Here is a 17,628-nt window from a genome sequence, read left to right as displayed (position 1 = left end):
TGCCATGTCATTAGCAACGGACTTACCTCACTCAGAGGGGCGAGCTACCAGCGAGGCCTCGAAGACTCACGGTACCGGCACCGAAAAGCCGGCACCCCGGCGTCGTTCCCGTCAACGCCGCGAGCGCCTCTTCCAATGGCTCTTCCTGGTTCCCGCAGTGGTTTACATGACGCTGTTCTTCGGCTATCCGGTAGTCAAGAACGTGGTGATGAGCTTCCAGGAATACACCACCTCCACGTTTTTCACCGGAGAAGCCCCTTGGGTAGGGTTCACCAACTACGTCACAGTGTTGTCGTCGTCGTTGTTCTCAACGTCCCTGATCAACACTGCCCTGTTCACCCTTGGCTCCATCATTGGCCAGTTCGTGATCGGGCTTGCGCTGGCCATCTTCTTCCAGCGCAAGTTCCCGCTCAACGGCATCCTGCGGTCGCTCCTCCTGCTTCCTTGGCTCCTTCCGTTGATTGTTTCCAGTGCCGTGTGGCGCTGGATCCTGGATAAGGACAGCGGCGCGCTGAACCGTTTCCTGGGAGACCTCGGCATCATCGATACCGGCATTCCATGGCTCACCAGCACCTCACTGGCGCTCATTGCCGTTGTGGGCGTGAACATCTGGATCGGCATCCCGTTCAACCTGACCATCCTTTACGGCGGCCTGCAGGAAATCCCGGACGAACTGTATGAGGCCGGATCCCTGGACGGTGCCACCGGTTGGAAGGCCTTCCGACACATCACCTGGCCCATGCTGCGGCCAGTGGTGAGCGTGGTGCTGGTGCTCGGCGTCGTGTACACGCTCAAGGTGCTGGACATCATCCTGGGCCTCACCAACGGCGGGCCCGCAAACTCCACCCAGACCATTGCCACGCAGTCTTACAACCTGTCCTTCCACGAATTCAAGTTCGGCGAAGGTGCAGCCCTGGGCAACGTGCTGGTGATCATCTCCCTGGTCTTCGCAGTCCTGTACCTGAGGGCCAGCCGACGCGCAGTGGACGAGTGAGGAAACCATGACAACCGCACTGAAAGCACCCCCGCTCCGGGCCATCGCTTCAAAAGCAACCGGACGCAAGAACTGGGGCTACACGGCACTGGCGATCTTCTTCCTGGCCATCATGCTGTTCCCGGTCTACTGGATGGTCAACGCCTCTCTACAACCCAACGGCACCACCCTGGAAACCTCGTGGTTCCCGGTGAAACCCGACTTCACCGGATATGCCACGGCCATCAACGAGCAAGCAGGAAACCTCGGAACCAGCCTCATCATTTCGCTGGGCAGCGTGGCGTTGAGCCTGGCCATTGCAGCCCCGGCCGCCTACGCGTTGGCGTACTTCAAGGTCCGCGGCGCCGGCGTGGTCCTGTTCGCGATCCTCATCAGCCAAATGATCCCCGGAATCGTGGTGGCCAACGCCCTGTACACCGCCTACAACGATCTCGGCCTGCTCAACTCCATCCCCGGCCTGATCCTGGCAGACTCGGCTCACGGCATCCCGTTCGCAATCCTCATCATCCGGGCCTTCATGAACGGTATGCCGGCCTCAGTGATTGAGGCAGCACGGGTGGACGGCGCCGGACACCTCCGGGCGTTCTGGTCGATCGTGCTTCCACTCAGCCGGAACTCCCTGATCACCGCGGGGCTCTTCACCTTCCTGTTCGCCTGGAGTGACTTCCTTTTCGCACTGACCCTCACCACCACCGAAGCCGTACGACCCGTCACCTTGGGCATCTTCCAGTACATCGGCGCCTACGTAAACGACTGGAGTTCGGTTATGGCGACGGCGGTACTCGCCTCCATCCCGGCAATCGTCCTGCTGGTAGCGGCCCAAAAATACATCGCCGCCGGCACCACCGGCGGTGCGGTCAAGTAGACCGCGTTCCCAAACCTTCGAAGGAGAAATCATGACTGAGAGCAATCCCATCCACGTCACCGTGTGGTCCGAAAACCGTCACGAGAAGCGCGACGAACTGGTGGCCCGCCTCTACCCGGACGGCATGCACGGCGCAATCAAGGCGGGCATCGACGAGAACCTGGGTGCCGCCGTCGAGGTCCGGACCGCAACCCTGGACGAACCTGAGCACGGCCTCAGCGAAGAAGTCCTCGCCGACACCGACGTCCTCACTTGGTGGGGCCACATGTCCCATGCAGATGTTGATGACGAGATCGTGGAGCGCGTCCACCGTCACGTCCTGGCCGGAATGGGCCTGATTGTGCTGCATTCGGGGCACTGGTCCAAAATTTTCACTAAGCTCATGGGCACCTCCTGCACGTTGCGTTGGCGCTCCGAGCAGGACCGCGAACTCGTGTGGACCGTGGATCCCACCCACCCCATCGCCAAGGGCATCCCGCACCCCATTGAGATTCCGCAGCAGGAAATGTACGGCGAATTCTTTGACATCCCCACGCCCGAGGAACTGGTGTTTATCAGCTCGTTCAGCGGCGGCGAAGTCTTCCGATCCGGCTGCACCTTCCGCCGGGGCCACGGCAAAATCTTCTTCTTCAGCCCCGGTGACCAGGACTACCCCGTCTACCACCACAAGGACGTCCGGCGCGTGATCGCCAACGCCGTGGAATGGGCCGTCACCGACCGCGCCGAACGCGCCGTACCCGAGCTGCTGCGCTACGAGACCGGCGACTTTTTCAACGGCAAGAGCTACCAGGGGGCCAACGCGTGAGCACGCCTTTCGCTACCATTCCCGACGACGGCACTCCCCTTCGCGTCGTTGTTGTAGGTGCCGGGGGCATGGGCCGCGCGTGGCTTCGAACGGTGGAGGAATCGCCGTCGGTTGAGCTCGTGGGCATCGTTGACCTGGACCTCACGGCAGCCGCTGAAGCGGCGGCATCCTTGGATCGACCCGACCTCCCGGTCGGTGCCGGTACCGCTCAGTTGGCGTCCGACGTCGGAGCCCAGGCAGTCATCAACGTCACCGTACCTGCCGCGCATCATCCGGTCACCACCGAAGCCTTGGCCGCTGGCTTGCCGGTCCTCGGTGAGAAGCCGGTGGCATCGACTGTGGCACAGGGCCTTTCCCTGGCGGCCGCGGCGGAGCTTCACGGTCAGCTGTTCATGGTCAGCCAGTCCCGGCGATACAACCGGCACCTGTTCTCGGCCAAACGCATGTCTTCGTGCCTGGGCTCCGTCGGCACCGTCTCTGCCGAATTTTTCAAGGCCCCGCACTTCGGCGGATTCCGTGACGCCATGGATCACCCGCTCCTGCTGGACATGGCCATCCACCAGTTCGACATGGCCCGCTTCCTGCTCGACGCCGACCCCGTGTCCGTATTCTGCGAAGAGTACAACCCCTCCTGGAGTTGGTACCGCGGAGATGCGGGATCCACCGCCATTTTCGAGATGACAGGCGGCGAGCGCTTCGTGTTCACGGGTAGTTGGTGCAGCCCCGGCCAGGAAACTTCGTGGAATGCGTCGTGGCGGATCAGCGGTGAGCACGGAACTGTTTTGTGGGACGGCGACAACGAGCCCGTCTCTTCTGTTCCTGCTACCAGCGATGCCGTGGGTTCTGAGGACCGGGGCCAGGAAATTGCCGGATCCTTGCGGGACTTCGTGTCCGCTGTGCGTACGGGAAGCACGCCCATGGGACGGGTTCACCGGAACATCATGAGCCTGGCCATGGTGGAGGCCGCCATTCTCAGTGCCTCCACAGGCGCCCGGGTTTCCGTGGATTCGCTGCTGGAGGACTCGTACCAACAAGCCATCCTGGCTGAGCGCGACCCCGCGGTGTTGGAGGTCCTGAAGTCGTGGACCTCGGTTCGGAGTGCATTGGCCGGCGAAAGCGTGGCGTTGTGACGTTCACGCGCTCTTAGCCTGCGCCGAGGGGTTAGATCTCGGGGGTATAGCCTGCGCTTTCAGCCGAGAGCTCACCCCTCGGCACGCGCACAAGGACTACGCGCCGTATTTGGCCAGACGGAACTCCAAACCGTTGCGCACAGCCGGCCATTCATGTTCAAGGATGGAGAACACCACGGTGTCGCGGAGGGCGCCGTCCTTGCTGCGGGAGTGACTTCGAAGCACTCCGTCCTGTTTGGCGCCGAGCCTGGCAATGGCCTCACGGGACTGCTGGTTCATCCAATGCGTGCGGAATTCCACGGCGGGGCAGCCCAGTGATTCAAAGGCATGCCGCAGGAGCAGCAGCTTGGAGTCCGGGTTGGTTCCTGTGCCGTGCGCCGACGCAGCGTTCCACGTGGATCCAATCTCCAAGCGAGGCGTTTGGGCGTCAATATTCATGTAAGTGGTCATGCCGATGAGCTTGCCGGTGACGTTGGAGCGCGTCGCAAAAGGCAGCATGGATCCTTCTGCCTGCCGGCCCAGGCGGCGATCGATTTCAGCTGCCATGCCCTCCGGGGTGGGCACGGACGTGTACCAAAGCTTCCAGAGATCGCCGTCGCGGCTTGCGTCAACCAGGCCGTCATGGTGCTTGTGGCTCAACGGTTCCAGCGTCACGAATTTTCCGGTCAGGGTGATGGGTTCAATAGAAGTCACCCGGTTAGCCTAACCGGCCCCGGGCTCTAGTCGTTCCAGTCGAAGAAGCCCTTGCCCGTCTTCCGCCCAAGCTCTCCGCGTACCACTTTGTCCCGCAGGATCTGCGGCGGAGCGAAACGGTCGCCCAGCGTGGAGTGCAAGTATTCGGCGATGCCCAGCCGAACGTCCAAGCCAACTATGTCCGTGGTCTTCAGCGGACCGGTGGGATGCCTATAGCCCAGGACCATGGCGGCATCGATGTCTTCTGCGGACGCCACACCTTCCTCCACCATGCGCATCGCCTCAAGCGCGATTGCAACGCCGAGCCTTGAAGAGGCAAAGCCGGGAGCGTCATTGACGACGACGGCGGTCTTGCCGAGTGCCTCAGTCCAGTTTTTCGCCGCTTCAGCGAGTTCGGGAGACGTTTCCTTGGCCAGCACCACCTCAATGAGGGTGGAGGCGGGCACCGGGTTAAAGAAATGCAAGCCCACGAAGTTGGCCGGACGACGGAGTTCGTTGGCCAGGCCGGTCACGGACAACGAGGACGTGTTGGAGGCAAGGAAAGCATCCGCGGAGAGGTGTTCCTCAACAGCTTTCAGCGCTTTGACCTTGAGGTCGTAGTCCTCAGGCACTGCCTCTACCACGAGGCCGCAATGAATGAACGACTCGTAGTCCGTGGAGGTGCTGAAGCGGGACATCGCTTTTTCATGAGATTCGTTCAGGGTGCCGCGGGCGGCGGACTTGGTGACGGCATCAGCAACGCGGTCTTGCGCTCCGGCGGCTGCCTCGTGATCGCGTTCCACAACGATCACATTGGCACCTTTGGTGAGGAAGGCGTGCGCGATTCCAGCACCCATCCGGCCGCCACCAAGGACTCCGACGACGTGCGGGATGGCGGGAGCTTCGGTCATTTTTGGGTCCTGTCTTGTGAGTCTGCGGTGGTTGATGCGGGTGCGGCGCTGTCTTGCGAAGCTTTGGCCGATTTCTTATCCAGGAACGCCTGCATACGGTCAAACTTGGCCTGCGACTCGAAAAGAATCCCTTGGGCGAGCGTGTCAATCAGCGGGTGCGCTTCAGCCGGGGCGTGGAACACCGACTTGGTGATCCGCACGGCCAGAGGGTCCTGGCGTGCAATCCGGTCCGCCAATTTGTGTGCTGCATCCATCAGTTCGGGGGCCTCGTGGATTTCAGTGATGAGGCTGATGCGCAGGGCTTCCTCGGCACGGAGCACGGCACCGGCCAGAAGGATCTCCTTGGCCTTCGGCTCCCCGACAAGTTCCTTCAGCCGCCAAGTCGCCCCGGCGGCGGCAAGGATTCCCAGTCCGGTCTCCGGGTTGCCGATGCGGACGCTCGGAGTACCAATGCGGAAGTCGGCAGCGTAAGCGAGCTCTGCTCCTCCGCCCAGGCAATACCCATCCAAAGCTGCAATTACGGGCATGGGCAACTTGGCGATGCGCACAAAGATCGTGGAGTTGATCCCCTGCAAGGCATCATCCCGGCGGCGTTCACGTAACTGTCCAATGTCTGCACCGGAAGCGAACACGCCTTCCGTGCCTGCAAGGATCAGCACTTTCGGGTTCCGCTCAAGCTCAGCGCAGACCATGTGAAGCTCGTCCACCATGGTCTGGTCGATCGCATTACGGACCTCGGGACGGTTCAGCAGAACCGTGAGACGGTCCTCGCGTTCCTCGAGCAGGAGGGTGGTGAAGACTTGAGGATCCAGTGTCATTTACACGCCCTCCAGCAGCATCGCGGTGCCCTGTCCCACGCCGATGCACATGGTCGCCAATCCGAGTTTTGGCCCGGAAGTGGAGGCGAGTTCCCGTTCCATGCGGCCCAGCAGCGTGATGGCAATGCGGGAGCCGCTGGAACCGAGCGGGTGCCCCAAACTGATGGCACCGCCGTCGTTGTTGACGATGTCCGGGTTCAGCCCGAGCCGCCGCATGGTGGCAAGTGACTGCGTGGCGAACGCTTCGTTGAGTTCAACGGCGCCCAGCTGATCCACTGTGAGGCCGGCCCGTGCCAGGACTTTTTGGGTGGCGGGGACGGGACCGATGCCCATGATTTCGGGTTCGCATCCTGCCGAGGCACCGTCGACGATGCGGGCACGGGGCGTCAGGCCGAACTTCGTGATGGCGGCTTCGGAGGCGACGATGATGGCCGAGGCGCCGTCGTTGAGCGAGGAAGAGTTGCCGGCGGTGACCACGGATCCGCCCGGAACCACCGGCCGCAGCCCGGCCAGGACGTCCATGGTGGTGCCTTCGCGGGGACCTTCATCCGTGTCCACCACGGTCTCTGACTTCCGGGTCTTCACCGTGACGGGAACAATTTCATCCTTGAAGCGACCGCCTGCAATGGCGGCCAGTGCGAGCTCGTGAGAGCGGACCGCGAAGGCGTCAGCGTCCTCGCGGGAGATGTTGTCCACACGGCCCACTTCCTCCGCCGTTTCGGGCATGGAGTAGGTCATTTTGCCGTCGCGGGAGAGCTCACCCTTACTGAAGAGCGGATTGGTGAAGCGCCAGCCGATGGAGGTATCGAAGATCTGGCCGGGCTTGGCAAACGCCGTGGTGGGCTTTTCCTGCACCCACGGGGCACGGCTCATGGACTCAACACCACCGGCCACCACGATGTCCGCAGCTCCGGACTTGATCATGTGGCTGGCCATGATGATCGCGCTGAGGCCCGATGCGCAAAGGCGGTTCACCGTGATGCCGGGGATGTGAAGGGGAAGTCCAGCCAGGAGGGTAGCCATTCGGGCCACGTTCCGGTTTTCTTCGCCCGCACCGTTTGCATTGCCGAGGATCACCTCATCAATGGAGTCAGGATCGATGCCGGCGCGCGCCACTGCTTCCCGGACCACCAACGCTGCGAGATCGTCCGGGCGGACGGAGGACAGTGCCCCACCGTAGCGACCTACAGGCGTACGTGCGCCGCCAACAAGAAAAGCCTCGACCATGAGAACATCCTTCGCGAAGTGAAAGGGGCCGGCCCGGAATAATATACCGACCGTTCGTTCTATAAAGAACACGGCCCGGCGGACCGGTCAACAGCTGAAGCCTCAGTTACGGATCAGCAGAGACCGGCCCCAGCCCTGGATCAGATCACTCGGATCCCTAAATGTCCGGCCAACAGCGGTGCCATGAGGCTCAACTGATAGTCATCGATCACCACTCCTGCGAGCCCCGCCAATCCGTTGATTCCCCTGAACTCCGAGGTCCTTAGATCTACGTCCTTCAGCTTGGCGCCCGTGACATCCAGCGTGCCGATAGTGCAGTTCTTCAAGGCCAACCGTGTTCCCGTGCAGCCGCCGAAGTCCAGTTCATTGATGATGCAGTCGGAGATCTGAATATCCATGAGTTTGGAGCCACGCAGGTTCACATAGTCAAGCTTGCCGCCATCGATGCGGACAGAGCGCCAGTTCCCCTCATAGAGTTCCGCCGAGCCCCAGCGGGGATTGGTGATCTCCACGTCCTGCCAGGAAGTCCGCGCAGCCATGAAGACCGGCGCATACGGCTCGGAGAAGATGCACTCACGGAACGTTGCGCCCCGCAGCTGAGCTTCGTTGAAGGAGACACCGTTCAGCTCGCACTCAATGAAATCGGCGCCGCTCAGTTCCTCTCCATCGGCAGAAACCCGGGTGAGCCTGACGCCGTCGTACCTTTCACCACGCTGGAAGTCCGGGGCGTCATCGTCACGCAGTTCGTCCAACCGCACCGGCGAAATCTTGGGCGCTGCAACCTTTGCCGCCGCCATCAGAGGGCTTCCGCCTTGGAAGGGATGTCGTGGCTGGTGCTGCGCCGGGGTTCCGTCTCATCCCGAGTGACGGCCCAATCCTTCTCCGGGCGTGCACTGACGTGTTTCGTCAAGGTGGTGGTGTATTCCATACGTCGAGCCTAGACCCGACCACTGACACGCCCAACTGACTCTCATTTGAGGTTGGCCACAACTGTTGGAAGCGCAATCAGCAGGGTGACAAGAGCCCCAAGAACGACCGCGGTGGTGATGTAGACGGTATACACGATTCGTTTGCCTCGTTCTCCTGACGCTTTAATGTCCCGGGATGCCGCCAAGGCAGTTACGAGGCCGAATGGGGCCGGTGCGAACGAAGTCAGACTTAGTAGCGCAAGCTCGTTGACCTTCGGCTTAGGTGATGCACTTTCCTTCTCAAGGCGCCTAAGCCGGCGTTCTTCCGTCCGGGCTACCGAGTGCAGCACAAGCCCACGAGCGCATGTTCTCGGCAGGGGGACACAGAATATTACGAGAATCCAGAACGGAACCAGGACTACCGCCAGGCCGACAATGACAAAATACGCCCAAACGTCCACGTCCGTTGGAGCGACTGTAATGGCCGACAATGCCAGGCTAATCAACATGAGAGTCTTAAACGCGGAGAACATTCCGATATCCGCACTCACGGATCGGTACACGGAGTGTAAGTGGTGTTGGAGGCTGAGGAAGGCAACGACCGTCATAAAAAGGGCCGAAATGAGCGTAAGCGTCGCCAACTTCGGTTTTCCCGTGGAGAGCCACACCACTGCCGATATGACGGATGGAAATGCCAGGGTAGCCACAAAGGCTTGGCCGATGGTGTTACCCAGCGTAGGTCGGTGACCTGGAAGACGCCGTAGGACGGCCCGCGTCTTTTGGATGTCGACCTCCCTGCGGGCCTCCTTACGGTGGGCGTTGGACAACTGGTCTGTAAGTATTTGGGCCTCGGCTGAAGGATACGCCAGCAGGAAAGCAAAGAACGCGGAGCCTGCGAGCCTGAGAACGTCCACGCGATGGCTTATGTAGAACATGTCCACCGCAGTCAAGATAAAGAGCCCCGTAGAGGCATGCAGGCAAAGCGCAGCGAGCCTGCTCAGAAGGAAAGTCGAGTCAGGTCTTGCTTCTTTCTCTGTTTTGGGCAGGGAGCGAGCCGCAATATATACGGCGAAAACAAGAGCACCCAGCACGCCGAATGCGGTGAGTAGCGATGCTCCGGGAAGCGACCCTATTGAAAGCTGGGGCATGGGCTGTGTCTTGGGCTGTGTTAACGGAAGCAGCCAGACGACAAAATAGAGAAGGGCCACAGAGCAAGAAACGATCAGGACTGATCTCAGGCATCGGACGCCGATCTGGTCCATGTAGCTATCTATATCAACAGTGGGCTCCAGAACGCGCCGTTGCTCGCGTGGGTAAGTTCGGGTGCGAAGTGAGACGCCACGACGGGCTCTGGACATCTTTCGGTTAGTTCTCATAGGACTCCCTTGATCACGGGCTGTGCCGTATCAACCGACGCAGCTCTCGAATGGTCACCGTTCGTTTGATCCTGTCCCGCCACGAGTTGAAGCTCGCCGGTGGACGTTTCATATCCCGATGTGCTGGTTGGGTAGCTCCACGCCGGCGCGAACGCTGCACCTTCAGTGCAGCGAAGCAGATGCCGAGGATGATGACCGAAAACAGGGTGTTGGACAGCCAGCTTCCTGTGATGCCCAGCATTGGGAGAAACGCGTCCTGAGAAATGACCATTCCGACGCACGCAATTACGGTGAGCACCGATACTCCTTTGGAGAGAAGACAGACGCGTTGACCTGCGACATCGATCAGGTCGGAGATATGGGTCCTGGAGATAAGATTGACTGTCTCCCTGAGTGAAGCGACCTCCTCGCGGGCAGATTTGAGCTGGGCAGTTGTCGCATTGGAGACGACAGGCGCGGACCGCACCAATGCGGGCGCCTGCTCTTGCTGCCTGTTCTTAGTTTGCGCCCCGTTTGCCTTCGTGCTGCTCCAGATTGCGGCGTTGAGGGCTTTCCCGGCGGCTGTCGGTGTTGTGAACGAAAAGACGGCAGCCCTGTCCACCATTGATGTGTTGGACTTGTGCCCGATGGCAGTAGCAACAGGGACGCTGCTGCGGGCAACGGCCAGGGCCATCGCGGGATGGTCGTATGCGCGGAGCGAAGCCCAATCACCCCCGCCGCGAATGATAAGGATCAGGTCGTACTTGGCCTCGTTGGCTTCCATGATCATGACTTCCAGAAGCTCGGGAGCGGCCTCGCTTGAACCCCTAAAATTCTTACGGGTTACGGTCAGGAATCGTTCTGACTTGGCAATCTCCCCGGAAAAATCAGCCAGACCTTCGCTGTCTTCCGGTGACTCTGGAGCCTGGTACGCCAGCTGTCAGCAGAATCTCCCTTGTTTGCTTGTCTTGGGCATACATGGGGCCCGAGCGGCTGAAATTCTCCGCGATTTTTTGCACTCGCAATACAAGCTGACCAGTGTCGTCAATGGCCATGCGCCCCTGAACTGTGAGTACATTCCCTATCGTTAGGGCTCCAGAGAGCGAGCGTTGATGTTTGAACAGCCAGGTTTGGACGGCCTTTGATGACTCTTTGGACAAGCTGCATCGCACCACACCCAGAGAACGTCCATTCAATGTTGCCAGGTCGAAAATCCACCCCTCGCCGAGCTGCCGCCTGTGCCTGCACTCACCTTGAACGACAAGCATTCCAGAACCGTCAAATTGACGTCTTGCCCTCGAAATTACTGTTCCAACATCTTCTGCTGCACCGCGAAACCGATGGGTTCCCGCATGCTCGAAATCTACCAATATGTCCCCAACCCGATCAGGTTCCCTTTCAAAGAGTGCGTTGAGAGGGGTTCTGCGTGAACCAGAAGACTTGCAGGGCTCGATTTAGAGTGCAAGTCAAGCTTTTGGGCGTAGAAATATTCCGCACAAACGTCACGAAAGGATCGAGAAGCCCACTTAAGTCCGTTCCGTTGGGCCCGTAACGCAAAACGGCGCGTGCCCCCCGCAAGGAAGCACGCGCCGTCGAGCGTTTGAAGCGTTTTGAATGCTTGAGGAGCAGGTCTAGCTGAACAGCTCGCTCTTGGGCTCGTTGTTCTTGACCTTCTGCCATCCGAGCCACAGCACCAGTGCGAAGAACGGGATGGTGGCAAGGGTCCACAGACCCAGCAGGAAGACCTCGCCGGTTTCCTTGTCCGTCATGGAATCGAATCCGATCAGGACGGTAATGGCCAGCAGGGCGATGAGGCCAACCCAGCTGGTCCACGGCGAACCGGGCATCGGCAGGGAGGAGACGTTGCCGCGCTTTTTGCGGAGGGCAATCTGGCTGGCGAAGATTGAACCCCAGGTGAAGATCACGCCGATGGACGCGGTGTTCAGTGCGAGGTCGAACGCGTGCGAGCCACCCAGCCAGATGTTGAGCAGGATGCCTACAAGGTAGACGCCGCCGATCGCCAGGATGGCCGCATACGGCACGTGGCGCGTGGACATCTTGGTGAGCCACTGCGGGGCATGGCCGTTGTTGGCCATGGTGCGGAAGATACGGCCGATCGAGTACAGGCCGGAGTTACAGGAGGACAACGCGGCGGTGATGACGATCATGTTCATGACGTCGCCCATCCAGCCGAGGCCCATCTGACCGAACACAGTCACGAAGGGTGAGGTGCCGGCCACGTACTGGTCGGACGGCAGCAGCATCGCGAGCAGCGTCACCGATCCGACGTAGAACACCACAATACGGATGACGACGGCGCGGATCGCCTTGGGAACTTCGCGTTCCGGGTTTTCCATCTCACCAGCGGTGATACCTACCAACTCGATGGCGTTGTAGGCGAAGATCACGGCGTTGAGGACCAGGATCATCACCAGGCCGCCCTTGGGGAACATGCCGCCGTCTTCGTGGAAGAGGTTGGCCACGGAGGCGTTGCCATCGCCCACCTTGGCGTTGGTGACAACCATGAAGGTACCAACAGCCAGGAAGATCAGGATTGCCGCGACCTTGAGGCAGGAGGCCCAGAATTCGAACTCACCGAACGCCTTGACGCTGAACAGGTTCACGGCCACCAGCAGCACCAGCGCTGCGATGGCGGACAGTTCAATGGGCACGTTGGGGAAGAAGAACTGGAAGTACAGGCCGATCGCGATCAGCTCAGCAATGCCCGTCATGGCCCAGTTGATGAAGTACATCCAACCGGAGAGGAAGGCGCCCTTCTTGCCGAACATCTCGCCGGCGTAGCTCACGAACGAGCCGGAGGTTTGGCGGTACATGATGAGTTCGCCGAGGGCGCGCATCAGCAGGTAAGCGATGACGCCGGCAATGGCGTAGGAGAAGATCAGGGCCGGGCCGGTGGAGGCCAGACGGCCACCGGCGCCCATGAAGAGGCCGACGCCGATAGCGCCACCCATGGCGATCATGGTGACGTGACGGCGGCTCAGGGTCTTCTGATATCCCTCGGCGCTGAGGTTGGAGTCCGAGGCTGCAGATGAGGCCTTGGAGCTCTGGAGATCTGTGGGAGTACTTTGCGGCACAGCTGTTCCTTGTGGGTTGGGGTGTTGCTGTAGGTGTTACGCCAGTGCCGGAACACGGGCGGCTTTGGCACACATAATTCGTGCTTTTCCTCTTTGGAGGGCCCGAAGTGTGACAAAGAACGCAGAACGCCGAAGCTTCGCGCAACCCGTCCATCTTACGGGATTAACCCGAATGCCCGTGACGCAGGCAACAAGGGGCTGTGGATAGGGCCGCTTCCGGCTACGAGGCAGTTCTGGTTCCCAGATACATGGAACTACGATCCGAGCCCGTGATGTGGTCAGCCAGCACGGCTGCCTGCTCCCACAACGGCGCCACCATCCCGTACACCTCGCCGCGGTGCTGGGCGCACTCGCCCACGCCGTAAACGTCGTCCTCGTCCATCACCTTCAGGTGGTCGTCCACCACGATTCCGCGCTCCACTGCCAAACCACTGACGACGGCGAGGTCAACGTTCGGTCTGCTACCTGCGGAAACCACCACCATGTGGCAGTCGATGTCCGGTTGGTTGCGTACGCTCACTCCGGTGATGTGGTGGTCCCCCAGGATCGCAATGGCTCGGCTGCCGGAAAGAACCTCGACATGCAGACCATGTGCTCGTAGGCCGTGGGCTGCGTCCGGGCCAAACGAGCCGCCGCCGATCACTGCTGCGCGATGGTGCCGCTTCTGCTGGGAGAACTGCATCATCCTGCGGACATCGTCCAAGGTTCGGAAGGTGAAGACTCCTTGCCGGAGGGTTCCGCTGGGCGTGTAGAGCCCGTCCATGGCCGGCAGGTACGAGTGGCTGCCCGTGGCGATGATCAGGTGGTCGTACTGGATCACGCGGCCGTCGGAGGCGAACACGTGGCGGCTGAACTTGTCCACGCGTTCCACCCGGACCCCTGCATGAAGCGCGATGTCGTTCTCCCGGTACCAGTGCAGGGAGTTGAGGAATATGTCATCCTCGCTGTCCGCCCCGGACAGGACGCGGCCGAGCCTGGTTCGGTTGTAGCTGCCGCAAGGCTCGTCGCCGAACATGGTGATGTCGAAAAGGTCCGCACCACCTCTGCCAAGGATCTCTTCCACGGTCCGGGCACCTGCCATTCCATTGCCAATCACCACCAGCCGATTCTTCACCAGCGCGACCTGTTCATCAGCACATTCATCAGTGCTCCACCATCCCCAGATCCACCACCACGTATCCCCTGATTCCGATCGGCGCGACGATGAAAAGCTCGATCACCGATCCGCCTTCGGTGTCCTCCACTACCCTGAGCGGGATGTGCACATCATTCTTGGCGCCAATGGGGAAATAACGTATGGGAGTGCGGTCCCGCATCAGCACCACCGTGATGAGTTCCGGGCTCGAATTGCCTCCGCGGAAGTAGAGGGTTTGATTAATCACGCCGTCGGGCACGAAGTGGGCGAGCTCGGCATGGAGGGGAACCGGCTTGTCCAGCCCTGCTCCCTCAAAGTGGTAGATGCCCTGCAGGAAGAGGTTCTGAATGATCATGGGAAAGTCCTTTCGGCAGGCTCCCTTCCCATGGTGCGCTGCCGTTGTTTCAGGACGCTCGATGCCTTGTTTCCGCTTGCCCGCCAAAGGGTAACGATCACTTTGCTAACAGCTCACCGGCGTTAGGCCACAGCAAGCACTAGAGCAATTCGCCGCCCTGCATCCCGTAGCGCACCCACGCACCCGAGGCGGTGTGCGCTTGGTCGGAAGCACTGTGATCGAACCATTCCCCCAGCGCACGGTCGTGGCTCACGATCACCACCGTCCCCTCAAAGGAGGCAAGCGCCGCCTCCAACTGCTCCACCAGCACCGGTGCCAGATGGTTGGTGGGTTCGTCCACGATCATGGTGTCGTAGCCACCCAGGAGGAGCCGGGCGAGGGCCAGCCTACGCTGTTGGCCCGCGGACAAGCCACCCACGGGAACGTGGAACTCGGCCGGGCGGAACAGGCCCAACCGCAGTAGCCCCTCCGCGTGTGCATCGATGTTGCCGCCCAGTCCGACGGCAAACGCGGGGAGCAGGCGCAGCCCTGGCCGGGCGGGTGCCTCAAGTTCCTGCTGCAGATATCCCACTTTGCCGTTGACGGTCACCGTCCCGGTGGCTGGCTCCAGCGTCCCGGCAAGGACGGACAGCAGCGTGGATTTGCCGGCGCCGTTGGGTCCGGTGATGAGCACCTTTTGTCCGGTTTCCACCCTAAGATCGGTGGGCTGGAGCCGCCCGGGGATGCTCACACCAGAGGCTTCCAGGGCGGGAACCGACGCAACCTCCGCCACAGCCGCCGCCCGGGACGGTGCTGCCAGCTTCAGCGGCACGGGCGGCCGATCCACCGGGTTGTCCTCCAGCCTCCGCAGCCGCTCCTGGGCGTTGCGGACTTTGCTTGCAGCCGCGCGCTGCCACGTTCCAGTCTTGAAGTCGAAACCCATTTTGTCGTTGTCGCGTTTGCGGCCATAGCCCATGCCATCCGCCACCGTGGCAGCTTGGAGACGTTCGGCAGCCATGGCGTCGAGCCATTGATCGTATTCCTGGATCCAGCGGGCACGCTCGGCGGCTTTCTCGCGGAGGTAGCCCTCGTAGCCATTCCCATACCGATTCACGGACCGCCGGTCAGCATCCACTTCAATGATGGTGGTGGCCACCTTCCGCAGCAGCACACGGTCGTGGGAAACCACCACAACAGTCCCGCGATGCGCCGCCAACCTCGACTCAAGCCATGCCGTGCCGTTGGCATCCAGATGGTTGGTTGGCTCGTCCAGCAGCAAGGCCTCGGCCGGGTCCGCCAGCAGGCAGGCCAGCGCTACCCGCTCCTGCTCGCCGCCGGACAAAGATCCGAGCGTTCGACGCCGGTCCAAGCCTCCCAGCCCCAGCTTGTCCAGCGCTGATTCCACCCGGGATTCGGCAGCGTAGCCTTCACGGAGTTGATACTCCGTTTGCAGGCTTCCGTAGAGCTCCAAATCCTCTGATTCGGCGTCAGCCAAGCCGGACTCAAGCTCCGCGATGCGTGCCTCCAGGGAACGCAGCGAAGCCAAGGAAGTATCAATGGCGTCTCCTACGGTCAATGACTCGGAGAACCCGTGGGTTTGCGCGAGGTAACCCACGCGGTATCCGGGATTACCGGACAAACCCGCCGTGCCGTCGTCGGGCGTCTCCACACCGGCCAGCAGGCGCAGCATGGTGGATTTGCCGGCGCCGTTTTCGCCGACGATAGCCACATGCTCGCCATGGTGGATGGCGAGGTCAACAGCGTTCAGGAGTTCGCGGTCCCCGTAGCCATGGGAAACGCCGGAAAGGTGCAGGTGGTCAGTCAAGAGGAATCCTAACAAGTCCGCAGTGGGTGGCAGAAAGCCATATGGGTACTGGGGATGCAGCCGCAGAAAGGGCCGCGCTCAAGACTTCATTGCTCCAGCCTGACGGCGAAAAGCGGATGGGTCAAGTTCCAGGCCGGGATAGCAAGACGTCACACAACAACTGGACTCCCTAAATAAAACTTTTCGGCATGCCTAAATTTCGGTATCCTCATACCAAGTACCCCCAACGACGAGGAACCCTGATGGCTACACCCACCCTGGAAACACGTACCGGAACCGGCAGAGTATGGTCACGGCTGCTGCTGCTGGGGCCGGCCTTCGTTGCCGCGATCGCCTACGTGGACCCGGGAAATGTGGCCGCGAACCTCACTGCAGGGGCTAACTACGGCTACTTGCTGGTCTGGGTGCTGGTAGTGGCAAACGCCATGGCAGTCCTGGTGCAGTACCAATCGGCCAAACTCGGCCTCGCCACCGGAATGAGCCTCCCGGAGATTCTTGGCAAGCGGCTGGGTACAAAGCGGCGGCGGCTGTACTGGGTGCAAGCCGAAGTTGTTGCCGGCGCTACGGATATGGCAGAGGTCATTGGTGGAGCCGTCGCCCTGAATCTGCTGTTCGGGCTTCCGCTGTTGGCCGGCGGCGTCATAGTTGGCATCGCGTCCATGATGCTGCTGACGCTTCAATCCCGGCGCGGACAGAGATCGTTCGAATACGCCATCCTGGTATTGCTCGGGGTGATCGCGGTGGGCTTTGTCTCCGGTTTGTTCGTCAATCCACCGGATGCCGCCAGCGCCCTCGGAGGGTTGGTTCCGCGCTTTGAAGGTACTGACACCGTCTTGTTGGCAGCCAGCATGCTCGGAGCCACAGTGATGCCCCATGCCATCTATTTGCACTCCGCCCTGGCCCGCGACAGACACGGCTTCTCCCCCGACCCCATGGTTCGGTCCCGGTTGATACGGGCCACACGAGTGGACGTTGCGGGTGCCCTCCTGTTGGCCGGGGTGGTCAACATATCCATGCTCCTTCTTGCAGCGTCAAGCCTCCGTGGCATTGAAGGCACTGACACGATCGCCGGCGCACACGCAGCGGTGACGTCCGCCCTTGGCCCTGCCATCGGAGTGATTTTTGCCATCGGACTGCTGGCCTCCGGACTGGCATCCACGTCCGTGGGTTGCTACGCCGGCGCCACCATCATGGGTGGCCTGCTCAAAGTCCGGATTCCCCTGCTTACACGCCGAGTCATCACCTTGATCCCCGCCCTGATAGTCCTGGGTGCAGGCATCGAGCCAACGCTGGCCCTGGTACTCAGCCAGGTCCTGCTCAGCTTCGGCATCCCGTTCGCCTTGATTCCGTTGATCCGCTTGACCGGGAAAAAGGATGTGATGGGCATTCACACGGACTCCATGCCGCTGCGCATCGCTGGCTGGACCAGTGCTGTGCTGATCGTGGGTCTGAACTGCGTCCTTATCACTTTGACCCTGACCGGCCAGTCCTGACGGCGGCCTGCTCCTGACAGACCGTTGCTGACAGACCGTTCCTGATCCTGGGGCTCCTGAT

General features: G+C 61.1%; 17 protein-coding genes. 5 read left to right on the top strand and 12 right to left on the bottom strand.

Going from position 1 to position 17,628, the window contains the following annotated elements:
- Positions 1 to 4: 4 nt before the first annotated feature.
- From J7I86_RS06775 to J7I86_RS06760, 4 genes are read left to right on the top strand one after another with little or no spacing between them, the layout of a single operon-like run.
- Complete coding sequence (locus tag J7I86_RS06775; protein WP_214817937.1) at positions 5 to 994, top strand: carbohydrate ABC transporter permease; 990 nt, start codon at positions 5 to 7, stop codon at positions 992 to 994.
- 7 nt (positions 995 to 1,001) lie between these two features.
- Positions 1,002 to 1,859 carry a carbohydrate ABC transporter permease gene (locus tag J7I86_RS06770; RefSeq protein ID WP_214817934.1) on the top strand — a complete coding sequence of 286 codons (858 nt, stop codon included), beginning with the start codon at positions 1,002 to 1,004 and terminating at the stop codon, positions 1,857 to 1,859.
- A 31-nt stretch (positions 1,860 to 1,890) separates the two neighbouring features.
- Positions 1,891 to 2,664, top strand: coding sequence for a ThuA domain-containing protein (locus tag J7I86_RS06765; protein ID WP_214817931.1), 774 nt, complete (start codon positions 1,891 to 1,893; stop codon positions 2,662 to 2,664).
- Positions 2,661 to 3,794 carry a Gfo/Idh/MocA family protein gene (locus tag J7I86_RS06760; RefSeq protein ID WP_214817918.1) on the top strand — a complete coding sequence of 378 codons (1,134 nt, stop codon included), beginning with the start codon at positions 2,661 to 2,663 and terminating at the stop codon, positions 3,792 to 3,794. Before J7I86_RS06765 ends, J7I86_RS06760 begins: the two co-directional genes overlap by 4 nt.
- Positions 3,795 to 3,890: 96 nt before the next feature.
- Here J7I86_RS06760 and J7I86_RS06755 read toward each other — a convergent pair whose 3' ends face one another.
- The 12 genes from J7I86_RS06755 to J7I86_RS06705 all read right to left on the bottom strand — a co-directional run bounded on the left by J7I86_RS06755 (position 3,891) and on the right by J7I86_RS06705 (position 16,074).
- Positions 3,891 to 4,487, bottom strand: a complete 597-nt coding sequence (locus tag J7I86_RS06755) for a GNAT family N-acetyltransferase (protein ID WP_214817916.1) — start codon at positions 4,485 to 4,487, stop codon at positions 3,891 to 3,893.
- Between the two features lie 26 nt (positions 4,488 to 4,513).
- Entirely contained in the window at positions 4,514 to 5,377 is an 864-nt protein-coding gene (locus J7I86_RS06750) for a 3-hydroxyacyl-CoA dehydrogenase family protein (RefSeq protein WP_214817914.1), read from the bottom strand.
- Positions 5,374 to 6,195 carry an enoyl-CoA hydratase/isomerase family protein gene (locus J7I86_RS06745; protein ID WP_214817912.1) on the bottom strand — a complete coding sequence of 274 codons (822 nt, stop codon included), beginning with the start codon at positions 6,193 to 6,195 and terminating at the stop codon, positions 5,374 to 5,376. The genes J7I86_RS06750 and J7I86_RS06745 overlap by 4 nt, the downstream gene beginning before the upstream one ends.
- Positions 6,196 to 7,422, bottom strand: a complete 1,227-nt coding sequence (locus J7I86_RS06740; protein ID WP_214817910.1) for an acetyl-CoA C-acyltransferase — start codon at positions 7,420 to 7,422, stop codon at positions 6,196 to 6,198.
- Between the two features lie 140 nt (positions 7,423 to 7,562).
- Positions 7,563 to 8,219, bottom strand: a complete 657-nt coding sequence (locus J7I86_RS06735; RefSeq protein WP_214817908.1) for a pentapeptide repeat-containing protein — start codon at positions 8,217 to 8,219, stop codon at positions 7,563 to 7,565.
- A complete protein-coding gene (locus tag J7I86_RS22660; protein WP_286179444.1) occupies positions 8,219 to 8,350 on the bottom strand; it encodes a hypothetical protein in 132 nt (43 codons plus the stop codon). The genes J7I86_RS06735 and J7I86_RS22660 overlap by 1 nt, the downstream gene beginning before the upstream one ends.
- 42 nt (positions 8,351 to 8,392) lie before the next feature.
- Positions 8,393 to 9,478 carry a hypothetical protein gene (locus J7I86_RS06730; protein WP_214817906.1) on the bottom strand — a complete coding sequence of 362 codons (1,086 nt, stop codon included), beginning with the start codon at positions 9,476 to 9,478 and terminating at the stop codon, positions 8,393 to 8,395.
- 241 nt (positions 9,479 to 9,719) lie between these two features.
- A complete protein-coding gene (locus tag J7I86_RS06725; protein WP_396019865.1) occupies positions 9,720 to 10,538 on the bottom strand; it encodes an exodeoxyribonuclease VII large subunit in 819 nt (272 codons plus the stop codon).
- Positions 10,539 to 11,316: 778 nt separating this feature from the next.
- A complete protein-coding gene (locus J7I86_RS06720; protein WP_214817904.1) occupies positions 11,317 to 12,780 on the bottom strand; it encodes an amino acid permease in 1,464 nt (487 codons plus the stop codon).
- 220 nt (positions 12,781 to 13,000) lie between these two features.
- On the bottom strand, positions 13,001 to 13,879 hold the full coding sequence (locus J7I86_RS06715; RefSeq protein WP_309476679.1) for an FAD-dependent oxidoreductase: 879 nt from the start codon (positions 13,877 to 13,879) through the stop codon (positions 13,001 to 13,003).
- Between the two features lie 43 nt (positions 13,880 to 13,922).
- Positions 13,923 to 14,270 carry a molybdopterin oxidoreductase gene (locus J7I86_RS06710; protein WP_214817899.1) on the bottom strand — a complete coding sequence of 116 codons (348 nt, stop codon included), beginning with the start codon at positions 14,268 to 14,270 and terminating at the stop codon, positions 13,923 to 13,925.
- A 139-nt stretch (positions 14,271 to 14,409) separates the two neighbouring features.
- Positions 14,410 to 16,074, bottom strand: coding sequence for an ABC-F family ATP-binding cassette domain-containing protein (locus tag J7I86_RS06705; protein ID WP_214817896.1), 1,665 nt, complete (start codon positions 16,072 to 16,074; stop codon positions 14,410 to 14,412).
- A gap of 242 nt (positions 16,075 to 16,316) precedes the next feature.
- Between J7I86_RS06705 and J7I86_RS06700 the strand changes: the two genes are divergently transcribed.
- Entirely contained in the window at positions 16,317 to 17,567 is a 1,251-nt protein-coding gene (locus tag J7I86_RS06700; protein ID WP_214817892.1) for an Nramp family divalent metal transporter, read from the top strand.
- Positions 17,568 to 17,628: the final 61 nt, after the last annotated feature.

Origin of the sequence: Arthrobacter sp. ISL-95 (assembly GCF_018613695.1) — a bacterium.
In the GTDB taxonomy this organism is placed as follows: domain Bacteria; phylum Actinomycetota; class Actinomycetes; order Actinomycetales; family Micrococcaceae; genus Arthrobacter.
The sequence above is the reverse complement of the archived record's forward strand: the minus strand, read 5'-3'. Positions and strand labels throughout refer to the sequence as shown.